The sequence below is a fragment of the Pseudomonas sp. NPDC089741 genome (assembly GCF_044748825.1).
Lineage (GTDB): Bacteria > Pseudomonadota > Gammaproteobacteria > Pseudomonadales > Pseudomonadaceae > Aquipseudomonas > Aquipseudomonas helmanticensis.
The window spans coordinates 113,112-137,359 of record NZ_JBIVGT010000007.1 but is presented as its reverse complement, the minus strand read 5'-3'; the positions used below and the strand labels follow the sequence as shown (position 1 = coordinate 137,359).

Here is a 24,248-nt window from a genome sequence, read left to right as displayed (position 1 = left end):
GCGAAGGGGTGGTGGGCCGATCAATACCAGCGTGCAACGGACAGAAAAAAGCCTCCGTTTCGGGAGGCTTCAGGTGTCAAAGATCAAAATCGTAATCGGCCAATTGTCTTTTCAACCGGCGCTCCTCTAGCAAATTGTCGATGGTGCGGCGTTTGCTGAGGTTGGTTTTTGCCACCTCGACCACTGGTTCTGCGTCATCGGTCTCAGCGGCAGTAAAATCGTCTTCTACGTCCAATTGCTCTTTATCGGTACTCATAGGTTAACTCCCGGCTAAGACTGCCTTTGGCGCTCCTTATATCGACAATACAGCGGCTGGTAAAAAAGATTTTTTCAATCGATAGATACAAAAACCTAATAGTTACTCAATCGTCTGAAGTTTTGTCCTTGTACTCGCACAAATCCTCGATCCGGCAGCTGCCGCAGCGGGGTTTGCGCGCCAGGCACACGTAACGTCCATGCAAAATCAGCCAGTGGTGGGAATCGAGCAGGTAATCCTTGGGCACAAATTTCATCAATTTCTTTTCCACTTCGACGACATTCTTGCCGGGTGCAATGCCGGTGCGATTGCTGACGCGGAAGATGTGCGTGTCGACAGCCATGGTCAGCTGGCGAAAGGCGGTATTGAGTACCACGTTCGCGGTTTTGCGCCCTACACCGGGCAGGGCTTCCAGCTCTTCACGGGTTTGCGGAATCTCGCTGCCGTGGCGTTCGACCAGTAAGCGGCAGGTTTCTATGACGTTTTTTGCCTTGCTGTTGTACAGGCCGATGGTCTTGATGTATTCGGACAGACCCTCGACGCCCAAGGCATGAATCGCTGCTGGCGTATTGGCTACCGGGAAAAGCCTGGCCGTAGCCTTGTTGACGCCCACGTCGGTCGATTGCGCCGAAAGAATCACAGCGATCAACAACTCGAACGGCGATGAGTACGCCAGTTCGGTTTTTGGCTCGGGATTGTCTTCATGCAGTCTGCGAAAAATCTCAAGACGTTTTGCGGCATTCATGGGCGATGCGTTTCCTTCGATATGGAGTTCGGGCGCGTCCACGCCTGACGGGCTGCGAGCAGCAGCCCCAGTAAAATCAGTGCGCCGGGAACCAGCGTCAGCCAATGCACCCCTTCGCTGAGAATCAGCAACCCACGCCAGTGTTCCGACAGATCACCACCGAGGCTGCCATGACCGGCGATTTCACGCAGCGCCGCGAGTATCACCATGAGCCCGGCGAACTGAATCCCGAGTTTGAGGCGCCGGGTCAGCGATTGGCGAAAGAAGCCATTATGTTCCAGCACCACGCACTGCAGAGCGATCAGGCCGATATACAGACTGAAAGCCTGATGCCATTGCACAGACCAGCGTTGCGCCAGTGTGTCGGCGCAACTGGTCAGGGCGGCGGCGAGCACCACGCTGCTCAGTAACACGCTCAGGTGCGTCAGGTGCGGGCGCAGCAGTGACATGCACAAGCCGTAGACGCCCACCACCAGCAGCGACATCAGCAGCATGCCTGATGCGCCCGCAAGCGAGTTGCTGGTGCCAAGCAGCAGCACCAGCACCATTGAGTTCGACAGCTGCGCTGATGTGTTCATGTGCCATTCCCCAGCAAGGCTGCGCGATGCTCATCGAAGTAGCGCAAGGCATCGTGGATGGCATTGATCGTCGCACGCGAGGTAATGGTCGCACCCGCCATCTGGTCGAATTGACCCTGATCCTTTTTCAGTGCCCAGCCATTATCAGAGAGGTCTTCGCGTGACTTGCCAGTAAACGCCTGCAGCCAAGCGTTCGGCCAGTCGCCAAGATGTCCGCCAAGTGCCGGAGTTTCGTTTTGCCTGAGGGTTTTCACGCCAATCAGCTTGCCGCCGGTATTAATGGCAATCAGCAGCTCGAGGCTGCCGGCGTAACCTTGGGCTTCACTGCGCAACAACAGCGCAACGGGTTGTCCAGCCTTGGTGGCGCGATAAGCGCCGATCAGCCGGCTATGCGCCAAAGCGCTGTCGACCAGCGACAGTGGTTGTTCCAGCGGTTGATTGTCATAGGTTTCGGCAGGGAGCACATCGAGCAATTTGCGATTGTCGAGTCGACGCTGTTCGGCGGTAATCTGCGGTGCATTGGCGCGTTGCAACAGATAGGTCACGCTGACGCCGATGATCGTCAGGGCCAGTACGATGGCGATATTTGCGGTGCGATTCATGGGGTCACCTGCGCCTGTCGCGTGGCGGCGAACCTTTCCAGTGCCGGCACGCAAAGATTCATCAGCAGCACCGCAAACGCCACCCCGTCCGGGTAGCCACCCCATGTGCGAATCAGATAAGTCAGCAAGCCGACGCCGACACCAAACAGCAGGCGGGCAAGTGCGCTTTTGGCGCCGGAGACCGGTTCGGTAATGATGAAGAACGCGCCCAGCATGGTCGCGCCGCTCAACAGGTGAAACAGTGGCGAGCCATGCGAGTCCGATCCCGAGCCGTTCCAGCACAACAGGCTGACGACAAACAGACTGGCGAGCATGCCGACCGGCGCGTGCCAGGCGATGACCCGCCGTTGCAATAAAAGCAGTCCACCGGCGAGAAATGCCAGATTGATCCATTTCACACCGCGCCCACCGAAGCGCCCGAACGCCGAATTGCTAGCGAACAACTCGTCCATGGTCAGGCTTTTGTTGATGCGCAGACTGTCCAGAGCAGTGGCCTGCACCCACGCATCCGGCGCCTGAGCCGGATTGAACACCTGCTGCACGGCGGCGAGCAGGTCCAAGCCGTGCGCGGGCCAATGGGTCATCGGTTGCGGGAACATCACCATGATCAGGGCGAAACCAAGCATGGCAGGGTTGAACGGATTCTTGCCGATGCCACCGTACAAGTGCTTGCCGAACAGCAGACCTGAAGCGATCGCGGTCACTGTCAGCCACCAAGGGCAATAAGCCGGCAGGGCCACGGCCAGCAATGTTGCGCTGACCACCGCGCTGCCATCGCTCAGCGTCGGCTGCAAGGGTTGCTGACGCAGTCGTGCGACACCGACTTCGACGATCAGCGCCGTGCCAACGCAGAGCATCAGGTTGATCAGCACGCCCCAACCGTACAACCAGAACAGCGCGAGCAGCCCCGGCAGCAGCGCGAGCAGCACCAGCTTCATCGCCTGTTGCAGGCGACCGTCCGGCGTCTCAAGGGGCGACATGGTCTTGCACCTGACGCTCGGCGTCGTGCAGCGCTTGCTCCAGCGCGGCGATCTGCTCCGGTGCGGCTTCGGCGTTCTGCGCCTTCTTCAGTTCGGCGCGGCGCATGGCCAGTTGGATTTTGGCGCGTTTCAGATCGGCGTCCGGCGCAGGTGCCGTTGTCACGGCGGGAGTGGCCGGTGTGTTGATTTCGAGTTTTGCCAATGCCTGTTCGGCGGCTTCGAACTGCTGCTGCAACACGATCAATTGCGATTGCTGGTCGAAGGTCGGTGGATGGCCGAAGGCTTTCAGCGATTTGTGCAACTGCGCGCGGCTCATCGCGACATCGATCTTGGCTTTCTTCAGCGCCGCGTCGGCGCTGGCAGTCTTCTGTGCACGCACGCGTTCCAGCGCCGCCTGCACCGGATCAAGCGTGCTGACTTCGGGTTGCGCCGCGCGTTTGGCCCGCGCCTCACGTTCGGTCTGTTTCTGTTGTTCTTCGCGTTGCAAGCGGGCATTGCGCTGCTCGAAGCGCTGACGTGCATGATCGCGTTTGCCCGCGCGGGCACGCTGTTCTTCGAGACTGAATGCCAGGCCGCCGATCACCGGCAATGTGCTTGGCGGCAGCGGATGCATTTCGATGCAGTCGACCGGGCACGGCGCGACACACAGATTGCAACCGGTGCACTCGTCAATCAGCACGGTGTGCATCAACTTGGCGGCGCCGACGATGGCATCGATCGGGCAGGCCTGGATGCACTTGGTGCAGCCGATGCATTCGGCTTCGCGGATATAGGCGACCTGCGGCGGTGCCGAACCACGGCTGATGTCCAGTTCCAGCACCGGCACTTTCAACAGCTCGGCCAACGCCGCAATGGTTTCATCACCACCGGGCGGGCACTTGTTGATCGCCTCGCCCGCGGCGAGGCCTTCAGCGTATGGCTTGCATCCGGGATGGCCACACTTGCCGCATTGGGTCTGCGGCAGGAGGGCGTCGATGCGTTGAATCAGACTCATGTTTTGATCAGTCCACTGAATCCGAGAAAAATCACTGCGATCAATCCGGCGCCGATCAGGTCGATCGGCAGGCCGCGAAAGGGCAGGGGAATATTGCTGTCGGCGGTGCGCTCACGCAAATCGCAGAACAGGCTGAGTACCAGCCAGAAACCCAGCCCGGCGCCGAGGCTCAGCGCTGTCGCGTGGAGCAGACCTTGATCGTTTTGCGCATTGATCAACGCCAGTCCGAGTACGCCGGCATTGCCCAATAACAGCGGCCATAAGCCGTCAAACGGCAGATTCGGCAACCCGCGCGCCAACAGTTTCAACAGCGGCGCGATCAGCAAGACGCTTAACGGCAAAAACACGAACAGGCGCAGCGCCTCAAGGTGCAGCGGCACCAGCAACCAATGCCAGATCGCGTAACCGATGACACCAACGATCAACATCAGGCACATCGTCGCCAGCCCCAACGCATGCACCTGTTGACGACGGCCCGCCAGCAGCGGATCGACGCCCAGCGGCCAGTGCAACACGAAGTTGTTGAGTAGCGCAGCACTGATGAGCGTAAGCACAAATTCGGTCATGGTTCTGCCAGCGAAACGGGCGGCTGTCTCTTAAGGTTAGGCATTATCCGGCCAGATATGAAAAATCCCACAGGCATGCCGGGCACGCCTGTGGGATCGATTCACCGCCGAGTGTTACTTGATGCGTTGACCCGGCTTGGCGCCGCTGTCCGGGCTCAGCAGGTAAATCTCTTCACCGCCAGGGCCGGCCGCCATCACCATGCCTTCAGATATACCGAACTTCATTTTCCGTGGCTTGAGGTTGGCGATCATCATGGTCAGGCGACCGTCGAGTTTGGACGGATCCGGATACGCGCTCTTGATCCCGGAGAACACGTTGCGTTGCTCGTCACCGATGTCCAGCGTCAGGCGCAGCAGCTTGTCGGCACCTTCCACATGTTCGGCTTTGACAATCAACGCGACGCGCAGGTCGATGGCCGCGAAGGCGTCGAAGTCGATTTCCGGCGACAGCGGATCCTTGGCCAGTTCGCCATTGCCGGCCGGGGCGGCTGCACCGGTGTCGGTCTGGCTGGCGGTGAGGTCTTCTTTCGAGGCGTCGCTCATCGCTTGCACTTTTACCGGGTCGATGCGGGTCATCAACGGCTTGAATTCGTTCAACTGGTGGTTGGCCAGCAGCGTGGTGTGGTCGTTCCAGGTCAGCGGGGCGACGTTGAGAAACGCCTCTGCATCGGCGGCCAGCAACGGCAGCACCGGCTTGAGGAAGATCACCAATTGGCGGAACAGGTTGATGGCGGTGGCGCAGATCGCCTGGACTTCATCCTGTTTGCCTTCCTGTTTGTTCAGCGACCACGGCGCCTTGTCGGCGATCCAGGCGTTGGCGCGGTCGGCCAGGGCCATGGTTTCGCGCATGGCACGGGCAAAGTCGCGGGCTTCATAGGCATCGGCAATGCTTGGCGCGGCAGCGAGGAAAGCCTCGGTCAGCTCCGGCGCAGCATTGGTGTCGACCAGCAGGCCGGCGTTGCCTTTCTGAATGAAACCGGCGCAACGGCTGGCGATGTTGACCACTTTGCCGACCAGGTCGGAGTTGACCTTCTGCACGAAATCTTCGAGGTTCAGGTCGAGGTCATCGACGCCACGGCCCAGTTTGGCCGCGTAGTAGTAGCGCAGGTATTCCGGCGACAGGTGATCCAGATACGTACGCGCCTTGATGAAGGTGCCGCGCGATTTCGACATCTTCTGGCCGTTGACGGTCAGGTAGCCGTGCACGTTGATGCCGGTCGGCTTGCGGTAGCCAGCGCCTTCGAGCATCGCTGGCCAGAACAGCGCGTGGAAGTTGACGATGTCCTTGCCGATGAAGTGGTAGAGCTCGGCGGTGGAGTCCTTGGCCCAGAACGCATCGAAGTCCAGCTCCGGCGTGCGGTCGCAGAGGTTCTTGAAGCTGGCCATGTAGCCGATCGGTGCGTCCAGCCACACGTAGAAATACTTGCCTGGCTCGTCCGGGATCTCGAAACCGAAGTATGGCGCATCGCGGGAGATGTCCCACTGTTGCAGGCCGGCATCCAGCCATTCGGCGATCTTGTTGGCGACGGCGTCTTGCAGGGTGCCGCTGCGGGTCCAGGTCTGCAGCATTTGCTGGAAGTCTGGCAATTTGAAGAAGAAGTGCTGGGAATCCTTGAGCACCGGGGTGGCGCCAGAGATTGCCGACTTCGGATCCTTCAGGTCAGTCGGGGCATAGGTGGCACCGCACTTTTCGCAGTTGTCGCCGTACTGGTCTTCGGTGCCGCATTTCGGGCAAGTGCCCTTGATGAAGCGGTCGGCCAGGAACATTTTCTTTTCCGGGTCGAAATACTGGGTGATCGAGCGTTGGGCGATGTGCCCGGCGTCACGCAGCTTCAAGTAGATCTGGCTCGACAGCTCACGGTTTTCTTCAGCGTGAGTGGAGTGGAAGTTGTCGAAATCAACCAGGAACTCGGCAAAGTCGGCGCTGTGTTCAGCCTGCACGTTGGCGATCAGTTGTTCCGGGGTGATGCCTTCCTTCTCCGCGCGCAGCATGATCGCCGAACCGTGGGCGTCGTCGGCGCAGACGTAGATGCATTGATTGCCGCGATGCTTCTGGAAGCGCACCCACATATCGGTCTGGATATATTCCAGCATATGGCCAAGGTGAATCGAACCGTTGGCGTAGGGCAGGGCGCTGGTGACGAGGATCTTGCGTGGTTCGGACATGTGGGGCTTCGCTACTTGATGAAACGGAGGTCGGCCACTATAAAGCGCTGGCGCATATTTTTCACCCCTGCGCCGCTGGGTACTTTGAGTGCATTTGTGGCGAGGGGATTTATCCCCGTCCGGCTGCGCAGCAGTCGTAAAACCAGAGAGCTCGGTCAACCTGATACACCGAGCTTTGCGGTTTTGGGGCGGCTTCGCCACCCAGCGGGGATAAATCCCCTCGCCACAATGGTTTTCCAGCTCAAGTAATCTGTTCGCCTCAAATCGGTGTCCAGCGTACGATACCCGCCATCTTTTCCCAGTCTTGTTATCGGAGTTGCCCATGAGCGCCGTCACTCGCGCAGCGGTGGAAGCCGTCCTCAGCCAATACACCGACCCTTACCTGAATCAGGACCCGGTCAGCGCCGGATGCGTGAAAAACATCGAGATTGTCGGTGACCGCGTCAATGTGCAGCTGGAAATCGGTTACGCCGCCGGCCTGTTCAAAAGCGGCTGGGCGCAACTCCTGCAACTGGCCATCGAAAACCTCGACGGCGTGGTGATCGCCAAGGTTGAAGTGAACAGTGTCATCGCCGCGCACAAGGCTCAGGCGCAGATTCCGGGGCTGGCCAACGTCAAGAACGTAGTCGCCGTGGCGTCCGGCAAGGGCGGCGTGGGCAAGTCGACCACCGCCGCCAACCTCGCCCTGGCCCTGGCCCGTGAAGGCGCCAAGGTGGGCATTCTCGACGCCGATATCTACGGCCCGAGCCAAGGCATCATGTTCGGCATCCCCGAGCGCACCCGCCCGGAGGTCAAGGATCAGAAGTGGTTCGTACCGCTCAAGGCCCACGGCGTCGAAGTCATGTCGATGGCCTTCCTGACCGACGACAACACGCCGATGGTCTGGCGCGGGCCGATGGTTTCCGGCGCGCTGCTGCAACTGGTCACGCAAACCGCGTGGGGCGATCTCGATTATCTGGTCATTGACATGCCGCCAGGCACCGGCGATATCCAGCTGACCCTGGCGCAGAAAGTCCCGGTGGCCGGTGCGGTGATCGTCACCACACCGCAGGACCTGGCCCTACTCGACGCACGCAAAGGCGTGGAAATGTTCCGCAAGGTCAACATTCCGGTACTGGGCGTGGTGGAAAACATGGCGGTGCACATCTGCTCGAACTGCGGGCATGCCGAGCATCTGTTCGGTGAAGGCGGGGGCGAGAAGCTGGCGACCCAATATGGCGTCGAGCTGCTGGCTTCGCTGCCATTGTCGATGCTGATTCGCGAGCAGGCCGATGGCGGCAAGCCAACGGTGATCGCCGAGCCGGACAGCCAGATTGCCATGGTCTATCAGGAACTGGCCCGCCACGTCGGCGCACGGATCGTGTTGCAGGAAGCGGCAACGCCGGCGATGCCGAACATCACCATCAGCGACGATTAACCGAAAAGATCGCAGCCTGCGGCAGCTCCTACAGAAATCCCATGTAGGAGCTGCCGCAGGCTGCGATCTTTTGATCTTGCTTCAGATACGCAAACCGCCATCCATCTCCAGAATCCGCCCGGTGTAATAGTCGTTCTCGAAGATATACGCCGCCGAATGCGCAATCTCTTCCGGCTTGCCCATACGCTTGAGCGGAATCCCCGAGGTCATCTTCTCCAGCGCTTCCGGCTTCATGCCCAGGGTCATCTCGGTCTCGATGAAGCCCGGCGCAATGCCCGCCACGCGAATGCCATAACGCGCCAGTTCTTTCGCCCAGGTCACTGTCGCTGCCGCCACGCCAGCCTTGGCCGCCGAATAGTTGGTCTGGCCAACATTGCCCGCCCGCGAGATCGACGAAATGTTGATAATCGCGCCGCTGTTCTTCAGCTCGACCATTTTCGCCGCCACCTCACGGGTGCAGAGGAATACGCCGGTCAGGTTGACGTCGATCACGGCCTGCCACTGTGCCAGGCTCATCTTGGTCATTTCGCCGTCCTTGACCTTCAACAGCAGGCCATCACGCAGAATCCCGGCGTTGTTGATCAGACCGTGGATCGCGCCGAAATCGGCAGCAACCTGAGCGACCATGTGCTCGACCTGCTCTTCATTGGCGACGTTGCACAGGTAGCTGCGCGCCTCGACGCCCTTGGCCTTGCAAGCCGCCACCGCGTCGTCGAGTTTTTCCTGATTGAGGTCGACCAGCGCGAGCTTCGCGCCTTTGCCGGCGAAATACTCGGCCATGGAGCGGCCCAAACCCTGGCAACCGCCGGTGATAATGATTACTTTGTCGTTGAGTTGCATTCGCATGCCCCGATAGCAGGTCTGAGTAGTTTTTGTTATCAGCGCCTCTCGATCTGCACCGGCCGTGGCTGGCTTGCACATGAGAATTTCCCGATGGCGTGACCGAAACTTCTATTCGGGCGCCTGTCCGTTTTTGCGACGGATTCTATTTAAGGAGTCATAAATTGAGCGTTGAAGTGGCCAAGAATGCCCGAGAATTGCTTCTCAAGGAATACCGCGGAGTGTTGTCGACCCACTCCAAATCGATGCCCGGTTTTCCCTTTGGCTCCGTCGTGCCGTACTGCCTGGACGAGCAGGGCCGCCCGCTGATCCTGATCAGCCGGATTGCCCAGCACACCCACAACCTGCAGAAAGATCCGAAGTGCTCGCTGCTGGTGGGGGAGCGCGAAGCCGACGATGTGCAAGCCGTTGGTCGCCTGACTTATCTGGCTGAAGCGCAAAAGCTCGAAGACGCCACTGCTATCGAAGCTGCCGCCGAGCGTTATTACCGTTATTTCCCGGATTCGCAGAACTACCACAAGGCCCACGATTTCGATTTCTGGGTGCTGACTCCGGTGCGTCACCGCTACATCGGCGGTTTCGGCGCGATCCACTGGGTTGATCAAGTGACCTTGGCCAATCCGTTCGCCGGCAAGGCCGAGATCAGCATGGTCGAGCACATGAACAGCGACCACGCCAAAGCCATCGCGCACTACGTCGACCTCGCCGGTCTGCCGAACAGCGTGCCGGCGCAACTGGCCGGCATCGACACCGAGGGCATGCACTTGCGCATCGGTCAGGCGCTGTACTGGCTGGCGTTTCCAACGCCTTGTAATACGCCGACACAAGTGCGCGAAGCCTTGGTTTCTCTGGCTCACGCCGAGGTCTGGCCAAAAAATGCGCTGGCTGACGCTTGAATTCACGAAAGGGCGACGTCATCTAAGGCTTACTGCAAGGCATTTCTTGCGTTGAGGAAACTTTGATGCGCCCTTTTCTGTTGCTCTTTCTGCTGTTTCCGGTGCTGGAGCTGTTCGTATTCGTCAAAGTGGCAGGGGCTATCGGGTTTTTCCCGGCCCTGCTGCTGATCATTGTCGGCTCGATGTTCGGTGTGTTCGTGCTGCGCGTCGCCGGACTGGCCACGGCATTGCGTGCCCGTGAAAGCCTGAACCGCGGCGAATTGCCTGCGCAAACCATGCTCGAAGGCCTGATGCTGGCACTGGCCGGTGGTCTGTTGATCCTGCCGGGTTTCATCAGCGACGTGGTCGGCCTGGTCATGCTGCTGCCGTTCAGCCGTCGTCTGCTGGCAAACAAAATGCGTCAGCGCGCCGAAGAACAGGCCATGCGCCAGCGTGCGTTCGCCGACGACCTGCAACCCCGTGGCGGTCCTGCACCGCGTCAGCCTCTGGGCCGCGAGGGTGATGTGATCGAAGGCGAGTTCGAACACCGCGACACCAAGTAACTGCGTTATCGACACGGCACCTGCGGGTGCCGTGTTCATTTGTGGGCTGCTTTTGTGCAGAGCCTCGGTGAAAAATTTTTCGCCTCGCCCTTGTAATAAGCTTATGCGCCCTTATGTATCGGTCACCGAAAGGTTTCTGGCATTTGCGCCAGTCAGTCTTCCGCGTCTCGCTCGACGAGGCGCAACCGGCGAAGGCCGGATTTGTTAAACCCGCCGGGAATACACCGGCCGATGAAAACCACAATTAGGAGAGATCGACAATGAAGCTTCGTCCTCTGCATGACCGCGTCGTAATCCGTCGCAGCGAAGAAGAAAAGAAAACCGCTGGCGGTATCGTCCTGCCAGGTTCGGCTGCTGAAAAAGCCAACCACGGTGTGATTCTCGCTGTAGGCCCGGGCAAAGCTCTGGAAAACGGCGAAGTGCGCGCACTGTCCGTGAAGGAAGGCGACAAGGTTGTGTTCGGTCCTTACTCCGGCAGCAACACTGTGAAAGTCGACGGCGAAGACCTGCTGGTAATGAGCGAGAACGAAATCCTCGCTGTTATCGAAGGCTGATACCCCCCGTTCATTTTCCCGCTACTACAAAGTATTTAAGGAATATCGATCATGGCTGCTAAAGAAGTTCTGTTTGGCGATTCCGCCCGTAAAAAAATGCTCAAGGGCGTCAACGTCCTGGCTGACGCAGTAAAAGCGACCCTGGGCCCGAAAGGCCGTAACGTGATCATCGAGAAGAGCTTCGGCGCTCCGACCATCACCAAGGACGGCGTTTCCGTCGCCAAAGAAATCGAACTCGAAGACCGTTTCGAAAACATGGGCGCGCAGCTGGTCAAAGACGTTGCCTCCCGTGCCAACGATGACGCAGGTGACGGTACGACTACCGCTACCGTTCTGGCTCAGTCGATCGTCAACGAAGGCCTGAAAGCCGTCGCTGCCGGCATGAACCCGATGGACCTGAAGCGCGGTATCGACAAAGCGACCATCGCTATCGTCAAAGAGCTGAAGAACCTGTCCAAGCCTTGCGCTGACACCAAGGCAATCGCTCAGGTCGGTACCATCTCCGCCAACTCCGACAGCTCCATCGGCGACATCATTGCCGAAGCCATGGAAAAAGTCGGTAAAGAAGGCGTGATCACCGTTGAAGAAGGCACTGGCCTGGAAAACGAACTGTCGGTTGTTGAAGGCATGCAGTTCGACCGTGGCTACCTGTCCCCGTACTTCGTCAACAAGCCAGAGACCATGGTTGCCGAGCTGGACAGCCCGCTGATCCTGCTGGTCGACAAAAAGATCTCGAACATCCGCGAAATGCTGCCAGTGCTGGAAGCCGTTGCCAAAGCCGGCCGTCCACTGCTGATCGTTTCCGAAGACGTTGAAGGCGAAGCCCTGGCGACTCTGGTTGTGAACAACATGCGCGGCATCGTTAAAGTCGCAGCCGTCAAGGCGCCAGGCTTCGGCGACCGTCGCAAGGCCATGCTGCAGGACATCGCTGTTCTGACCGGCGGTACCGTTATCTCCGAAGAAATCGGCCTGAGCCTGGAAGCTGCAACCCTGGAAAACCTGGGTAGCGCTAAAAAGGTCAGCATCTCCAAGGAAAACACCATCATCGTTGACGGTGCTGGCGTTGAAGCAGACATCCAGGCGCGCATCACTCAGATCCGTGCCCAGGCTGCTGAAACTTCCTCGGACTACGACCGTGAAAAACTGCAAGAGCGTCTGGCCAAGCTGTCCGGCGGCGTTGCAGTGATCAAGGTTGGCGCTGGTTCCGAAGTAGAAATGAAAGAGAAGAAAGCCCGCGTTGAAGACGCCCTGCACGCAACTCGTGCAGCCGTTGAAGAAGGCGTGGTACCTGGCGGTGGCGTTGCGCTGATCCGTGCTCTGCAAACCCTGAACGACCTGAAAGGCGACAACGCTGATCAGGACGTCGGTATCGCTGTTCTGCGCCGTGCTGTTGAAGCGCCGCTGCGTCAGATCGCTGCCAACAGCGGCGACGAGCCAAGCGTTGTGGTCAACGAAGTCAAGAACGGCACCGGTAACTTCGGTTACAACGCCGCAACTGGCGAATACGGCGACATGATCGAAATGGGCATCCTGGACCCAACCAAGGTAACCCGTTCCGCTCTGCAAGCTGCATCGTCGATCGGCGGTCTGATCCTGACCACCGAAGCGGCAGTAGCTGACGCGCCGAAGAAAGACGGCGGCGCTGGCGGCGGCATGCCAGACATGGGTGGCATGGGTGGCATGGGCGGCATGATGTAAGCCAGCCTTACCCCCGTAACGCAAAAACCCCGCTGACGCGAGTCAGCGGGGTTTTTTATTGTCCGGATTTCAGCTTCACACATAACCCATGTGGGAGCGGGCTTGCTCGCGAAAGCGTCGGATCAGCCAACATACATGTTGAATGACACGCCGCATTCGCGAGCAAGCCCGCTCCCACAGTTTTGATTTGTATTTCAGGCGCCGACTGGTTGCGCTCTGACGACCGTCTCGGCCCTCACCGCCGGACGATACAACACCCAGTAATACGACCCCAGACAGATCAGCCAGCAGAAAATCGCCGTCCACACGTTGTGCGAGAAAAAGTGCGCGCCCTGCATCATTCGGCTGATCGAGAACACCGAACCCAAGGCAAAGGCAAAGATAAACGCCTGTTTGGCCAGGCGCGGACGACGGTCACGCAATACAAAGAACAACGCAAACAAGGTGAACCCCGTAGCGGCATGACCACCCGGCCAGCAACGCCCCGGCTTGTTGGTCTGCGGACGATGTTCCATCAACTTGCTGTAAGTCTCATGGCCGCCAAACTGCTCCAGGCTCCAAGGGCACTGCACGGCAGTCACCGCTTTCATCGGCGTGACAAACGAAGTCGCCAACCCCAACGACAACACCAGACAACCCAGTTCCCGCTTGAACGGTTTCAGTCGTTCGATGAAAAACGAGGCAATAAAACCCAGTACCGCAAACACCGAAAAGCCGATCACCACTTCTTTGGCGCGGTCGTGAAGGATGTTCTCGAGGAAGTAACTGTGCCGCCCGATGAAATCGCCGGCCGCCGGGTCGTAAAACAGTCGGGCCAGATCCATGTCCAGATCGGTCAGTTCCAGCAGTACCAGAATGATCGCCGCGACAACGGGAATCCCCAGGCACAACCACCAATTCAGCGGGCGAGGGGTGGGACGTACAACGTTTGATGACATGTCGGATCCTGCACAAAAGAAAACGCCCCGGAACATCAGCCCGGGGCGGTTCGATTAACGTTCGCTGACTTGCGGGGCACCCTCCTTGGGTGCTTTCCAGCCAAGCAGCTGTTGCTTGAAGCCATAACTGGCAGATTGGTAATAGGTGATGGCGCGGCTGATCAGCGGATCAGCGCTGGTCGCCCGGGATTCACGGCTTTCGCTCAGCGCATCGTCATGGCGACGCAGGCCTTGGCGCGGGCTGAGAATCGCCAGATCCTTGCCGTTGAACAGGCCCAGATGCTGGTAGTTGCCGACCACAACACGCGGCGGCAACGGGTTGTCCTGCAACAGGTTGCGGCCAAAGAACGTCGATTGGTAATCCAGGTTCAACAGGCCCAGCAGCGTCGGCGCAAGGTCGATCTGGCTGGCCAGTTGGCCGTTCTCGCGAGGCTCGATGAACTTCGGTGCATAGATGAACAGCGGGATCTGATAGTTGGCGATTGGCAAGTCTTCCTTGCCCGCACTCCCGGCAGTGTGGTCGGCGACGAAAATGAAAATCGTGTTGTCGAACCACGGTTTCTGCCGTGCCTGTTCAAGGAACTGGCCGATCGCATAGTCGGTGTACTTCACCGCACCATCACGACCGTTGCCGGATTTGATGTCGATGCGATTATCCGGGTAGGTATAGGGACGATGGTTGGATGTAGTCATCAGCTGCAACAAAAATGGCTGCTGTTTCGCATAGTCCGCATCGGCCAGCTTCAGCGTCTGTTTGTACAGATCCTCGTCGGCCATGCCCCAGGCATTCTTGAAGTGAATGTCGGCTTCATCGACGCTGCTCTGATCGACCACGCGGTAACCGTTGCCGCTGAAGAACGCGTTCATGTTGTCGAAGTAACCGCGTCCGCCGTAGACAAACACGCTGTCGTAACCCACCGCACTCAGTTGCTGGCCAAGGCTGGCAAAGCCGCTTTCACGACCGATGCGTTTGACGATCGAGCGGCCCGGCGTCGGTGGAATCGCCAGGGTGATGGCTTCCAGACCGCGGTCGGTACGGGTGCCGGTGGCGTAGAAATTGTTGAAGTACAGGCTCTGCTTGCGCAGGGCATCGAGGTTCGGCGTCAGGTTGCGATCGTCACCATTGCTGCCCAGATACTTGGCGCTGAGGCTTTCGATGGTCACCAGGACGATGTTCGGTGTGCGCGCGGTGCCAGGGTTGTCGATCATCCGGCGGATGTCCTGCGGATCCTGGCCGATGAAGCGGGCGTTGGGTTCGTTCAGTTCGGCGCGAATCTGCCGGGCGACCACGTCAGGCGCGTGGCTGCTGTAGAACTGCGTGTAGTCGAGTTCGTTGTTACGGAAGGCGGCGAAGAACTGGTACGGGCCATTGCTCGCCAACTCATTCTGATAGGCATTGCCGCCTTGGGCGCGGGGAGCATCCTGGCTGAGCAGTTGCAGGCTCAACCCCGTTACCAGGAGCAATGCCAATGCATTGAGCAAACGTCGACGCAACGGCGGCAGCGGAGCGTCCAGTGCAGCATTGAACGGCTTGCGCAGGGCAAAACTGATGGCAACCGCCAGCAGCGCCAGAATGCTCAGCAGCGTAGCGATCGGATACGACTCCAGCACGTTGTTCAGCACTTCATCGGAATACACCAGGTAGTCGACGGCGATGAAGTTGAAGCGCACGCCGAACTCATCCCAGAACAACCACTCGGCCACCGAGACGAACAGCATGGCGAACAGGCTGGCCGTGAACAGGCCTTGCAGAAACCAGCGATGGCCGCGACGCCGCCATAACGCCGGCGGGCACAGCAGCAAATACAGGCCCATCGGCAATGCTGCATAGGCAAGAAAGCCGAGGTCATACAGCAGGCCGATGCCGAACACGGAAAAGGTTCCGCCACCGGCCTCATCCAGATGCGTCAGCAGCAACACGGCGCGGGTTACGGAAAAGATCACCAGCCAGGCGCCGGTGATCAGCAGCAAAAGGCGCAGGGGCGCCGTCTTGAAAAAGTCCATTGTCTACATTCCCTATATCTAATGGCGCGAGAGTGTCGCGTGGGGACTGTAGTCAGGTTGTGAACCGATAGTGAAAAACTTGTTAAGACTTTAATTTGGTTGAGAGAGTTGATTTACGCGGCTTTCAGCCCTAGCTCTGAGCTGGCGATGGCCTTAAGCTGCGCGGGCCATGACGGCCGTTACTGTGTACGGAGGAGTGCCCATGCGAATTCTATTGGTCGAAGACAACCGCGATATCCTGGCCAATCTGGCCGATTATCTGGGGCTCAAAGGCTATACCGTCGATTGCGCCCAGGACGGTCTGTCGGGCCTGCATCTGGCCGCCACCGAGCATTACGACCTGATCGTGCTCGACATCATGTTGCCAGGAATCGACGGCTACACCCTGTGCAAGCGCCTGCGTGAAGACGCCCGTCGCGATACACCGGTGATCATGCTCACCGCGCGTGATCAACTCGATGATCGCTTGCAGGGCTTCAAGTCCGGCGCCGACGACTATCTGGTCAAGCCGTTTGCCTTGTCCGAGCTGGCTGCGCGCGTGGAAGCGGTGATGCGCCGGGCGCAGGGCGGCGGACGCCGTGCCTTGCAGGTCGGTGACCTGAGCTACGACCTCGACACTCTCGAAGTGACCCGCGAAGGCAAGCTGCTCAAGCTCAACCCGGTCGGCCTCAAGTTGCTCGCGGTGTTGATGCAGAAGAGCCCGCATGTGTTGCGCCGGGAAATTCTCGAAGAGGCCCTGTGGGGCGATGATTGCCCGGACAGCGACAGCCTGCGCAGCCACGTTCACCAATTGCGCCAAGTGATCGACAAACCGTTCGCCAAGCCGCTGCTGCACACCGTGCACGGCGTCGGTTACCGCTTGGCCGAGGGGCGTGATGGAGTTTAAGCAAAGCCTTTCCCAGCGGATCATCATTGCCTTTGCGCTGATGAGCGCTCTGGTGGCCGGTGCCTTCGCCATGGGCATTGTCGCCACCGTGCACCTGGTGGAAGAAAAACTGATTTCAGCAGGCCTGGGCGGCGACTTGCAGCGCCTGCTCCTGATGGACAACGTTTTGGACTGGAGCCATCGGCCGGAGCCGGATCAGTTGTTCTATTTCAGCGGCGGCCCCGGTGATTTCGAGCTGCCGAAGGATTTGCGTCACCTCGATTCCGGTTTCCACGAAGTCTTCCGTGAGCAGCTGTCGTATCACGCGATGGTCGAAATCGTCGACGGTCGCCGTTATGTGCTGCTGCAGGATCAAAGCGATTTTGAAGAGCGCGAGCGCGTGCTGTTTGCCGTGGTGCTGGTGGGCTTCGTGCTCAGTCTGGCGCTGGCGGTATTCCTCGGCTGGGTGCTGGCGCGCAAAGTGATGGCGCCGGTGGTGCGCCTCGCACGGCAGGTGCGTCACCGAGACCAGTTGCTCGGATTGGCGCCGCCGCTGGCGCCGGATTACGCCGCTGATGAAGTCGGTGAACTGGCGGTGGCGTTCGACGCCACGCTGGGCAGGCTGCGGCAGGCACTGACCCGCGAGCGCTTATTTACCAGTGACGTCAGCCACGAGTTGCGTACACCGCTGATGGTGCTGGCGAGTTCTTGTGAGTTGTTGATGGAAAACCCGGCGATCGATCAACGCGGCCGCTCGCAGGTCGAGCGCATTGCCCGGGCCAGCGAGGAAATGCGCGAGCTGGTGCAGACCTTCCTGATGCTTGCCCGTGCTCAGCGCGAAGATGCGGGCATGGCGCCGCAACACGATCTCGCGCATGTCGCCGACAATCTGTTGTGCGTATGGCGTGAGCCGATCGAAAGCAAAGGGCTGAAATTGCAGTTCGAACGCGGCAACCCGCCGGACACCAGTTTCAACGCCACGTTGCTGACCGCAGTGATGGGCAATCTGTTGCGCAATGCCTGTCACTACACCGAGCAGGGCTTCATTCGCCTGACGCTGAAAGCTAACGGGTTCGTCGTTGAGGATTCGGGTGTGGGTATTCCCGAGGAGAAACGCGAGGCGATGTTCCAGCCGTTTGTCCGTGGCAGCGAAAATCGTGGTGAAGGTCTCGGGCTTGGCTTGTCGCTGGTGCAGCGCATCTGCGAGAACCAGGGCTGGACGGTGACTTTGAGCACCATGGAGCCCAATGGCTGTCGTTTCGAAGTGGATCTGGGCAAAGACTGACAGGCGGTGGTGGCACCCAGCCACTCCCGCCAACCTGTCTAAATCCTGTATAACCTTGAAATAGTTTGCGGGTTTACCGGACATTTTTTTCACAAATGGATGACCTGACGCTGACATGCCGCTCCCTAAGGTGGTGACATCAGCAATTCAGGAGTCCTGGTGATGGCCGGCCCGATCAAACTCGATTTTTCCGAAAAGTACGACGACAACCACGCGCAAAAATATTTGCGCAAGCATCAAGCCGATCTCGGTCGCCGGTTGTCACATTGGCGCGACGAACAGTTGGCCCGCAAGGCGCTGACGTTGGCCGGTGAACCGGGTCTGGTGCTGGATTTGCCGTGCGGTGCGGGGCGCTTCTGGCCCTTGCTGGCGGAAAAACCGAATCGGGTGATCATCGGTGCGGATAACTCCGAGTCGATGATCCGGACGGCGATGCAAGCGCAACCGGCGGATGTGGTGAAACGGGTACAACCCTTGCACACCTCTGCGTTCGACATTGCCTTGCCTGATAACGCCGTCGACAGCATTTTTTGCATGCGGTTGCTTCATCACATCGGTGAAGCCGAGCATCGACGGGCCATTCTGCGTGAATTCGAGCGCGTCACCCGCGACAGCGTGATCATTTCGCTGTGGGTGGATGGCAACTTCAAGGCCTGGAAACGCAAAAAGGCCGAGGCCAAGCGTGGGCAGGAAGGTTACCAGAACCGTTTTGTGTTACCGGCTGTTACGGTGGAAAAAGAATTCGAAGAGGCAGGGTTCCGCATACAGGAACAACTGGATTTCATCCCGCTCTATTCCATGTGGCGGGTTTACGTATTACGCAAGAGGTAGTGGGATGGCAGTGCAATTTGCAGCAGAAACGGACGTCGCTCCGCAGGATCGTTTTGACTATTACTGGAACCAGCGTGGTGAGTGGGTAGAAGAACCCAACGTGCGGCGTGGTGGCGAAAGTGGTGTGCAACGAGTCACCGGGCGTGACGGTCAATTGCTGTATGCAAAACGCCAGACCGGACACATCTACCGCAGTTGGCTGCATCCGTTCGGCCGCCCGACGGTGTTGCGGGAGCTGGACGCCCTGACCGGCGTGAGCAAACTTGGCGTGCGCGTGCCGGAAATCGTCTTCTGCGGCGCGCAGCCTGATCCGCAGTACAAGTGGCGTGCGCTGCTGGTGACCAAGTCGCTGGACGGCTTTGACGAACTGGAAAAGTGGGAAGCGGCGGGTGGTCGCGCGCAATACGGCGAAACCGTTTACGAACGCGTGCTCAAAGACCTCGCCGAGAACCTTGCGCGCATGCACAAGGGCCGTTGGCAGCACAGCTGCATCTATATCAAACACGTATTTGTACGGGTAACCGGCGAAGGCGATTCGGCCAAGGTCGAAGTAGCGTTGATCGACCTGGAGAAATGCCGCCAGCGTCTGACCGCTTATCGCGCCGCCTCCCATGACATGAAGCAATTGCGCCGCCATTCGTCGTTCAGCGATACGGACTGGAAAAAACTCGTCTATTTTTATGAGACGGCGTTTGGCAGCGCTATCAAAGGTTTATAGCGATGAAACTAGAAATTGCACGAGGTTTGTTTCTGGTTGGAGCCTTGGCAGTTGCATCATTGGCGGTGGCGGCTTGGGAGCAGCCCCGCATGCAGGTTGTTGGCGCGTCAGTAGACGACGCTCACTGCGCAATGCCACGGGTGGCGAAAGCCTCCGTGGCGACTAAACCCGACCATGATTTATTGTTGTTCATGTTCGGACTTTCCCAAGGGATGAGGCCGCAGAGTTGAACCGATTGAAGCCAAAATGAAAGGCCTCGCAGATGCGAGGCCTTTTTTTATGCCCGAGACGACACAGATCCCGTGTAGGAGTGAGCCTGCTCGCGATAGCGGCCTGTCAGTTAATAATGATTTGAATGGCACACCGCTATCGCGAGCAGGCTCACTCCTACAGGGGTTACGCGGTTGGTTTGGGATCGGGTTTTGCCAGCAGGGTGTAAACGCACGGCAGGACGAACAGCGTGAACAACGTGCCGATCGACATCCCCGTGGCAATCACCATGCCGATATCAAAGCGGCTGACCGCCCCCGCACCGGTGGCCAGAATCAACGGCACCATGCCGAACACCATCGCTGCCGTGGTCATCAGCACCGGACGTAGCCGAATCGCTGCCGCTTCTTCAACCGCCTCACGTGCCGTCAGGCCCTTGTCCTTGCGCAACTGGTTGGCGAATTCGACGATCAGGATCCCGTGCTTGCTGATCAGACCGATCAGCGTCACCAGCCCGACCTGGGTGTAGATGTTCATGCTCGACCAGCCGAGGAACAGCGGAATCAACGCGCCGCAGATCGACAACGGCACCGTCACCAGAATCACCAGCGGATCACGGAAGCTTTCGAACTGCGCCGCCAGCACCAGAAAAATGATCGCCAGGGCGAGGGCAAACGTCACCCACAAGGCGCTGCCTTCCTGGACGAATTGCCTTGATGCGCCGCCATAGTCGAAGGCGAAGCCGGCCGGCGCTTCTTCGCGGGCGATCTGCAGCACGGTGTCGATGGCTTCGCCCATGCTCACCAGCGGAAAACCGGAAATCTTCGCCGCGTTGAGTTGCTGGAACTGGTTGAGCTGACGCGGTCGGGCGCGGTCGCTGACCTTGATCAGCGTCGACAGCGGCAATAATTCGCCCTGAGTGTTTTTCACGTAGTAATTGTTCAGCCAGTCCGGGTTGTCGCGGTACGGCCGTTCGACCTGGGCGATGACCTTGTAGCTGCGCCCTTCAATGGTGAAGCGGTTGATTTCAGCTTCACCGAGCAATGTTGCCAGCGTGCCACCGAGGTCCTGCATCGACACGCCCATCTGCGCTGCCTTGGCGCGGTCGATATCGACCACCACTTCCGGTTTGTCGAACGCCAGATCAAGGTCGACGAAGGCGAACTTGCCCGACTCCATCGCACGTTTCTTGATCCGGTCGGCCACTTGCAGCAGCAGTTCGTAATCGTTGGCCGTATTGATCACGAATTCGAACGGCAACCCTTCGCCGGTGCCGGGCAGGGAGGGCAGGTTGAAACCGAAAATCTGCAGGCCCGGGATGTTCCCCAGTTTGCCTTGCACCTCGGGGAGGATCTGCATCTGCGTGCGGCTGCGCTCGTTCCAGGGTTTCAGCAGGAAACCCCCGATGCCCGCCTGCACACCGTTGTAGCCGTTGATCTGGAACGAGGAGTAGTACTCCGGGAATTCCTTGAAGATCTTGATGAATTCGTCGGTGTAGGTGCTCAGGTAATCGAGGTTGGTCGGCTGCGGCGCGTTGGCCATCATGAAAATGATGCCTTGGTCTTCGTCCGGCGCCAGCTCCGATTTGGTGAATTTGAGGAACACCGGGATCAGGCACAACACGATCACCGCAAACACCAGCACCACCGGCCGCGTGTTCAGCGTGCCGTGAAGCATGCTCTGGTAGCGGCGCTTGAGGCTGTCGAAGATCCGGTCGAGGCGATGTGCCAGGCCTGTGGGGTTTTGTTCGTGGCGCAGCAAGTAGGCGCACATCATCGGCGACAGGGTCAGGGCGACGATCCCGGAGATCACCACCGCACCGGCCAGGGTCAGCGCGAACTCCTTGAACAGCGCCCCGGTCAGCCCGGTGAGAAAGCCGATCGGCGCGTACACCGCCGCCAGCGTGATGGTCATCGACACCACCGGCATGGCGATTTCCCGCGCGCCCTCAAGCGCGGCCTCGAATGGCGTCTTGCCTTCCTCGATATGCCGATGGATGTTCTCCACCACGACAATCGCATCGTCCACCACCAGCCCGATGGCCAGCACCATCGCCAGCAACGTCAGCAGGTTGATCGAGTAACCCATGATCTGCATGAAGAACATCACGCCGATCATCGACAGCGGAATGGTCACCACCGGGATCACCACAGAACGCAGCGCACCGAGGAACAGGAACACCACGACGATGACGATCAGCACCGCTTCGAACAGGGTTTTCACCACTTCATCGATAGAGGCCTGAATGAACAGCGTGGCGTCGTAGGCAATCTCGCTTTTCAGGTTCGGCGGCAGTTGCGCTTCCAGCTCGGGCATCAGCTTGCGCACTTCCTTGATCACGTCCAGCGGGTTGGCGCCCGGTGTCGCCTTGATGCCGATGTACACCGACGGCGTGCCGCCGAACGAGCTGATCGAATCGTAGTTTTCCGCACCCATTTCCACCCGCGCGACATCGCTGAGCAGCACGCGGCTGTCGCCACTGACCTTGAGCGGAATCGCCGCAAAGGCTTCGGCGGATTTCAATTCGGTGTTGGCGTTGATGCTGGTGACGACGTACTCGCCTTTCACTTCGCCAGCGGCGGAGAGGAAGTTGTACTGGCGCACGGCGTTGGTCACGTCGCTGGCGCTGAGGCCGAAACCGGCGAGTTTTATCGGGTCGAGCCACAGGCGCATGGCGAACACCTGATTGCCGAGAATCTCCGCTTCGGCCATGCCCGGCAGGGTCGCCAGTTTTGGCTGGATCACCCGCGACAGGTAGTCGGTGATCTGCGGGTTGCTTAAGTCCTTGCTGAAGAAACTGATGTACATCAGCGCCGAAGCGTCAGCGGATTCCTTGCTCAGCACCGGGTCTTCGGCGTCCTGCGGCAGCTTGTTTTTGACCTCGTTGGCCTTGGCCAGCAACTCGGTGAACAAGCGGTCGGTGTTGGAGCCGATGCGCGCGTAGATCGAAATCACCGAGAAGTTCTGCCGGCTGACCGAGGTCATGTAGTCGATGCCCTCGGCGCTGGCCAGACTCTGCTGCATCGGCTGGGTGATGTAGCCCTGAATGGTTTCGGCGTTGGCCCCGGGATAAGCGGTGGTCACCGTGATCAGGGCGTTTTCCATTTGCGGGTATTGGCGCAGCGGCAACTTGCTCCAGGCCTGAAAGCCGAGCAACACAATCAACAGGCTGACCACAGTGGCGAGCACCGGGCGGCGGATGAACGGATCAGTAAAAGCCATGGGGATTCCTTGATCAGTCGGCGCGAGGCGGACTGTTCTGCTCGCCGAGGGTCTTGTCGTCGCTGATGGCAATGTGTGCGCCGTTGTCCAGTTTGATCTGGCCGGCCGTCACCACTTGTTCGCCGCTCTGCACGCCCTTGTTGATCATCACCAGGCCATCGCGGCGTTCACCGGTTTCGATGAAGCGGCGTTCAGCGATCAGCACCGGTTGGCCCTTGTCGTCTTTTTCGACGCTGCCGTCCTCGGCTTTTTTCTGCCCGACCACGTAGATCGAGTTGCCGTAGAGGGTGTAGGTGATCGCGCTTTCCGGCACGACGATGTGTTTCTGCGGATCGGGCAGCAGCACTTCAAGGCTGGTGAACATGCCCGGCAGCAGTTTGCCGTCGGGGTTGCCCAGGGTGGCGCGGATCAGAATGTTGCGCGTGGTGCTTTCGACGATCGGGTTGATCGCGCTGATCTTGCCGGCGAAGTTTTGCCCGGGGTAAGCCGAAACCGAGATCTGTACGGGTTGGCCGATGGCCAGTTTCGGCACCGATTGTTCGGGCAGGTAGAAGTCGGCGTAGAGGCTGCTCAAATCCTGCAACGTAGCGATTTTGGTGCCGCTGGCGAGGTAGTCGCCGATGTCGACCTGACGGATGCCGATGGTGCCGCTGAACGGCGCGAGAATGCGTTTTTTTGCCAGCGAGGCGTTGAGTTGATTGACCGTAGCTTTGTTCTTTTGCAGCACGGCGGAGAGGCGGTCGAATTCGCCTTTGGAGATGGCGCGGCTGTCGACCAGTTGCGCACCACGGCCGAAATCCAGTTGCGCCAGACCGAGGTCGGCTTTTGCGGTTTCGAGCAGGGCGGTCTCGACGGCGCTGTCGAGTTGCAGCAGCGGCTGGCCGGCCTTGACCTTCTGTCCGGATTCGAACTTGAGTTCGGTGACAGTGCCGGCCACTTCCAGGCTCAGCTCGACGCCTTGCAGCGCCTTCAGTGTGCCGACGGTGGGCAAACGCATCTGCCACGGTTGCTCGGTGGCATGGGCCACGGCGACGCTGATCGGCGGTTTCGGCTTGGAAAAGCCCTGGATCATCGTGTAGATCGAAAAGGCTTTGTACCCGCCCAGCACGAGGACGATCAGCAAAACAACACCCAACATGATCAGCATGCGGCGACGCAGCATATTTCCAGTTCCTTGGATAAATCAGGTGAGACAGGCGCGAACATTACTCCGAGACAGGCAGGGAATCCAACTGCCACTTTTTACACTTCAGACGACATGACCCCTGTGGCGAGGGGATTTATCCCCGTTGGGTGGCGAAGCCGCCCCAAAACCTGCGAACGCGGTCTGTCTGCTAAACC

At 59.2% G+C, this 24,248-nt stretch carries 23 protein-coding genes and 1 pseudogene; 11 read left to right on the top strand and 13 right to left on the bottom strand.

Features of this window, described 5'->3' with window-relative positions; translation table 11 throughout:
* Positions 1 to 76 precede the first annotated feature (76 nt).
* From ACIPZE_RS10355 to metG, 8 genes are all read right to left on the bottom strand, one after another.
* Positions 77 to 256 carry a PA3496 family putative envelope integrity protein gene (locus ACIPZE_RS10355; protein WP_400772729.1) on the bottom strand — a complete coding sequence of 60 codons (180 nt, stop codon included), beginning with the start codon at positions 254 to 256 and terminating at the stop codon, positions 77 to 79.
* 106 nt (positions 257 to 362) lie between these two features.
* Positions 363 to 1,001, bottom strand: coding sequence for an endonuclease III (gene nth, locus ACIPZE_RS10350; protein ID WP_129395319.1), 639 nt, complete (start codon positions 999 to 1,001; stop codon positions 363 to 365).
* Positions 998 to 1,579, bottom strand: a complete 582-nt coding sequence (locus ACIPZE_RS10345) for an Rnf-Nqr domain containing protein (protein WP_400772727.1) — start codon at positions 1,577 to 1,579, stop codon at positions 998 to 1,000. Before ACIPZE_RS10345 ends, nth begins: the two co-directional genes overlap by 4 nt.
* Positions 1,576 to 2,181 (bottom strand): RnfABCDGE type electron transport complex subunit G, encoded by a 606-nt coding sequence (locus tag ACIPZE_RS10340; RefSeq protein WP_400772725.1) that lies wholly within the window; start codon positions 2,179 to 2,181, stop codon positions 1,576 to 1,578. The genes ACIPZE_RS10345 and ACIPZE_RS10340 overlap by 4 nt, the downstream gene beginning before the upstream one ends.
* Complete coding sequence (locus ACIPZE_RS10335) at positions 2,178 to 3,161, bottom strand: RnfABCDGE type electron transport complex subunit D (protein ID WP_400772723.1); 984 nt, start codon at positions 3,159 to 3,161, stop codon at positions 2,178 to 2,180. The genes ACIPZE_RS10340 and ACIPZE_RS10335 overlap by 4 nt, the downstream gene beginning before the upstream one ends.
* Positions 3,148 to 4,155: an electron transport complex subunit RsxB gene (rsxB, locus tag ACIPZE_RS10330; protein ID WP_400772721.1), complete on the bottom strand. Its 1,008-nt coding sequence runs from the start codon at positions 4,153 to 4,155 to the stop codon at positions 3,148 to 3,150. Before rsxB ends, ACIPZE_RS10335 begins: the two co-directional genes overlap by 14 nt.
* Positions 4,152 to 4,721 (bottom strand): Rnf-Nqr domain containing protein, encoded by a 570-nt coding sequence (locus ACIPZE_RS10325; RefSeq protein ID WP_400772720.1) that lies wholly within the window; start codon positions 4,719 to 4,721, stop codon positions 4,152 to 4,154. Before ACIPZE_RS10325 ends, rsxB begins: the two co-directional genes overlap by 4 nt.
* Before the next feature lie 114 nt (positions 4,722 to 4,835).
* Entirely contained in the window at positions 4,836 to 6,887 is a 2,052-nt protein-coding gene (metG, locus tag ACIPZE_RS10320) for a methionine--tRNA ligase (RefSeq protein ID WP_283439310.1), read from the bottom strand.
* Positions 6,888 to 7,209: 322 nt separating this feature from the next.
* On the opposite strand from metG, the gene apbC reads away from it, so the two are divergent.
* A complete protein-coding gene (gene apbC, locus ACIPZE_RS10315) occupies positions 7,210 to 8,304 on the top strand; it encodes an iron-sulfur cluster carrier protein ApbC (RefSeq protein ID WP_008079385.1) in 1,095 nt (364 codons plus the stop codon).
* 81 nt (positions 8,305 to 8,385) lie between these two features.
* Here the strand turns inward: apbC and ACIPZE_RS10310 are convergent, their stop codons facing one another.
* Complete coding sequence (locus ACIPZE_RS10310; RefSeq protein WP_053123391.1) at positions 8,386 to 9,144, bottom strand: SDR family oxidoreductase; 759 nt, start codon at positions 9,142 to 9,144, stop codon at positions 8,386 to 8,388.
* Positions 9,145 to 9,308: 164 nt separating this feature from the next.
* On the opposite strand from ACIPZE_RS10310, the gene ACIPZE_RS10305 reads away from it, so the two are divergent.
* The 5 genes and pseudogenes from ACIPZE_RS10305 to ACIPZE_RS10285 form a co-directional block, all read left to right on the top strand.
* A complete protein-coding gene (locus ACIPZE_RS10305; protein ID WP_400772718.1) occupies positions 9,309 to 10,040 on the top strand; it encodes a HugZ family protein in 732 nt (243 codons plus the stop codon).
* Between the two features lie 65 nt (positions 10,041 to 10,105).
* Positions 10,106 to 10,582: an FxsA family protein gene (locus ACIPZE_RS10300; RefSeq protein ID WP_129395309.1), complete on the top strand. Its 477-nt coding sequence runs from the start codon at positions 10,106 to 10,108 to the stop codon at positions 10,580 to 10,582.
* Between the two features lie 260 nt (positions 10,583 to 10,842).
* Entirely contained in the window at positions 10,843 to 11,136 is a 294-nt protein-coding gene (locus tag ACIPZE_RS10295; protein WP_007916610.1) for a co-chaperone GroES, read from the top strand.
* Between the two features lie 51 nt (positions 11,137 to 11,187).
* Positions 11,188 to 12,834, top strand: a complete 1,647-nt coding sequence (gene groL / locus ACIPZE_RS10290; RefSeq protein WP_053123383.1) for a chaperonin GroEL — start codon at positions 11,188 to 11,190, stop codon at positions 12,832 to 12,834.
* Positions 12,835 to 12,891: 57 nt separating this feature from the next.
* Positions 12,892 to 13,014: pseudogene (locus tag ACIPZE_RS10285) on the top strand (metal ABC transporter ATP-binding protein); the annotation flags it as partial.
* Positions 13,015 to 13,028: 14 nt separating this feature from the next.
* On the opposite strand, the gene ACIPZE_RS10280 reads toward ACIPZE_RS10285, so the two are convergent.
* Both ACIPZE_RS10280 and ACIPZE_RS10275 read right to left on the bottom strand, forming a co-directional pair.
* A complete protein-coding gene (locus ACIPZE_RS10280) occupies positions 13,029 to 13,772 on the bottom strand; it encodes a phosphatase PAP2 family protein (protein WP_129395308.1) in 744 nt (247 codons plus the stop codon).
* Positions 13,773 to 13,826: 54 nt separating this feature from the next.
* Positions 13,827 to 15,776, bottom strand: coding sequence for an LTA synthase family protein (locus ACIPZE_RS10275; RefSeq protein WP_400772715.1), 1,950 nt, complete (start codon positions 15,774 to 15,776; stop codon positions 13,827 to 13,829).
* 202 nt (positions 15,777 to 15,978) lie between these two features.
* Between ACIPZE_RS10275 and colR the strand changes: the two genes are divergently transcribed.
* The 5 genes from colR (at position 15,979) to ACIPZE_RS10250 (ending at position 19,705) form a co-directional block, all read left to right on the top strand.
* Positions 15,979 to 16,662, top strand: coding sequence for a two-component system response regulator ColR (gene colR / locus ACIPZE_RS10270; RefSeq protein ID WP_129395306.1), 684 nt, complete (start codon positions 15,979 to 15,981; stop codon positions 16,660 to 16,662).
* Positions 16,652 to 17,926, top strand: a complete 1,275-nt coding sequence (locus tag ACIPZE_RS10265) for a sensor histidine kinase (protein ID WP_400772713.1) — start codon at positions 16,652 to 16,654, stop codon at positions 17,924 to 17,926. Before colR ends, ACIPZE_RS10265 begins: the two co-directional genes overlap by 11 nt.
* 162 nt (positions 17,927 to 18,088) lie before the next feature.
* Positions 18,089 to 18,757 carry a class I SAM-dependent methyltransferase gene (locus ACIPZE_RS10260; protein WP_400772711.1) on the top strand — a complete coding sequence of 223 codons (669 nt, stop codon included), beginning with the start codon at positions 18,089 to 18,091 and terminating at the stop codon, positions 18,755 to 18,757.
* Between the two features lie 4 nt (positions 18,758 to 18,761).
* The gene (locus tag ACIPZE_RS10255) at positions 18,762 to 19,475 is read left to right on the top strand and encodes a lipopolysaccharide kinase InaA family protein (protein ID WP_400772710.1); all 714 of its coding nucleotides are present in this window, start codon (positions 18,762 to 18,764) and stop codon (positions 19,473 to 19,475) included.
* A 2-nt stretch (positions 19,476 to 19,477) separates the two neighbouring features.
* A complete protein-coding gene (locus ACIPZE_RS10250; protein ID WP_129395302.1) occupies positions 19,478 to 19,705 on the top strand; it encodes a hypothetical protein in 228 nt (75 codons plus the stop codon).
* Between the two features lie 166 nt (positions 19,706 to 19,871).
* On the opposite strand, the gene ACIPZE_RS10245 is transcribed toward ACIPZE_RS10250, so the two are convergent.
* Entirely contained in the window at positions 19,872 to 22,907 is a 3,036-nt protein-coding gene (locus tag ACIPZE_RS10245) for a multidrug efflux RND transporter permease subunit (RefSeq protein ID WP_129395301.1), read from the bottom strand.
* 13 nt (positions 22,908 to 22,920) lie between these two features.
* Positions 22,921 to 24,069: an efflux RND transporter periplasmic adaptor subunit gene (locus ACIPZE_RS10240; protein WP_283439301.1), complete on the bottom strand. Its 1,149-nt coding sequence runs from the start codon at positions 24,067 to 24,069 to the stop codon at positions 22,921 to 22,923.
* Between the last annotated feature and the right edge of the window lie 179 nt (positions 24,070 to 24,248).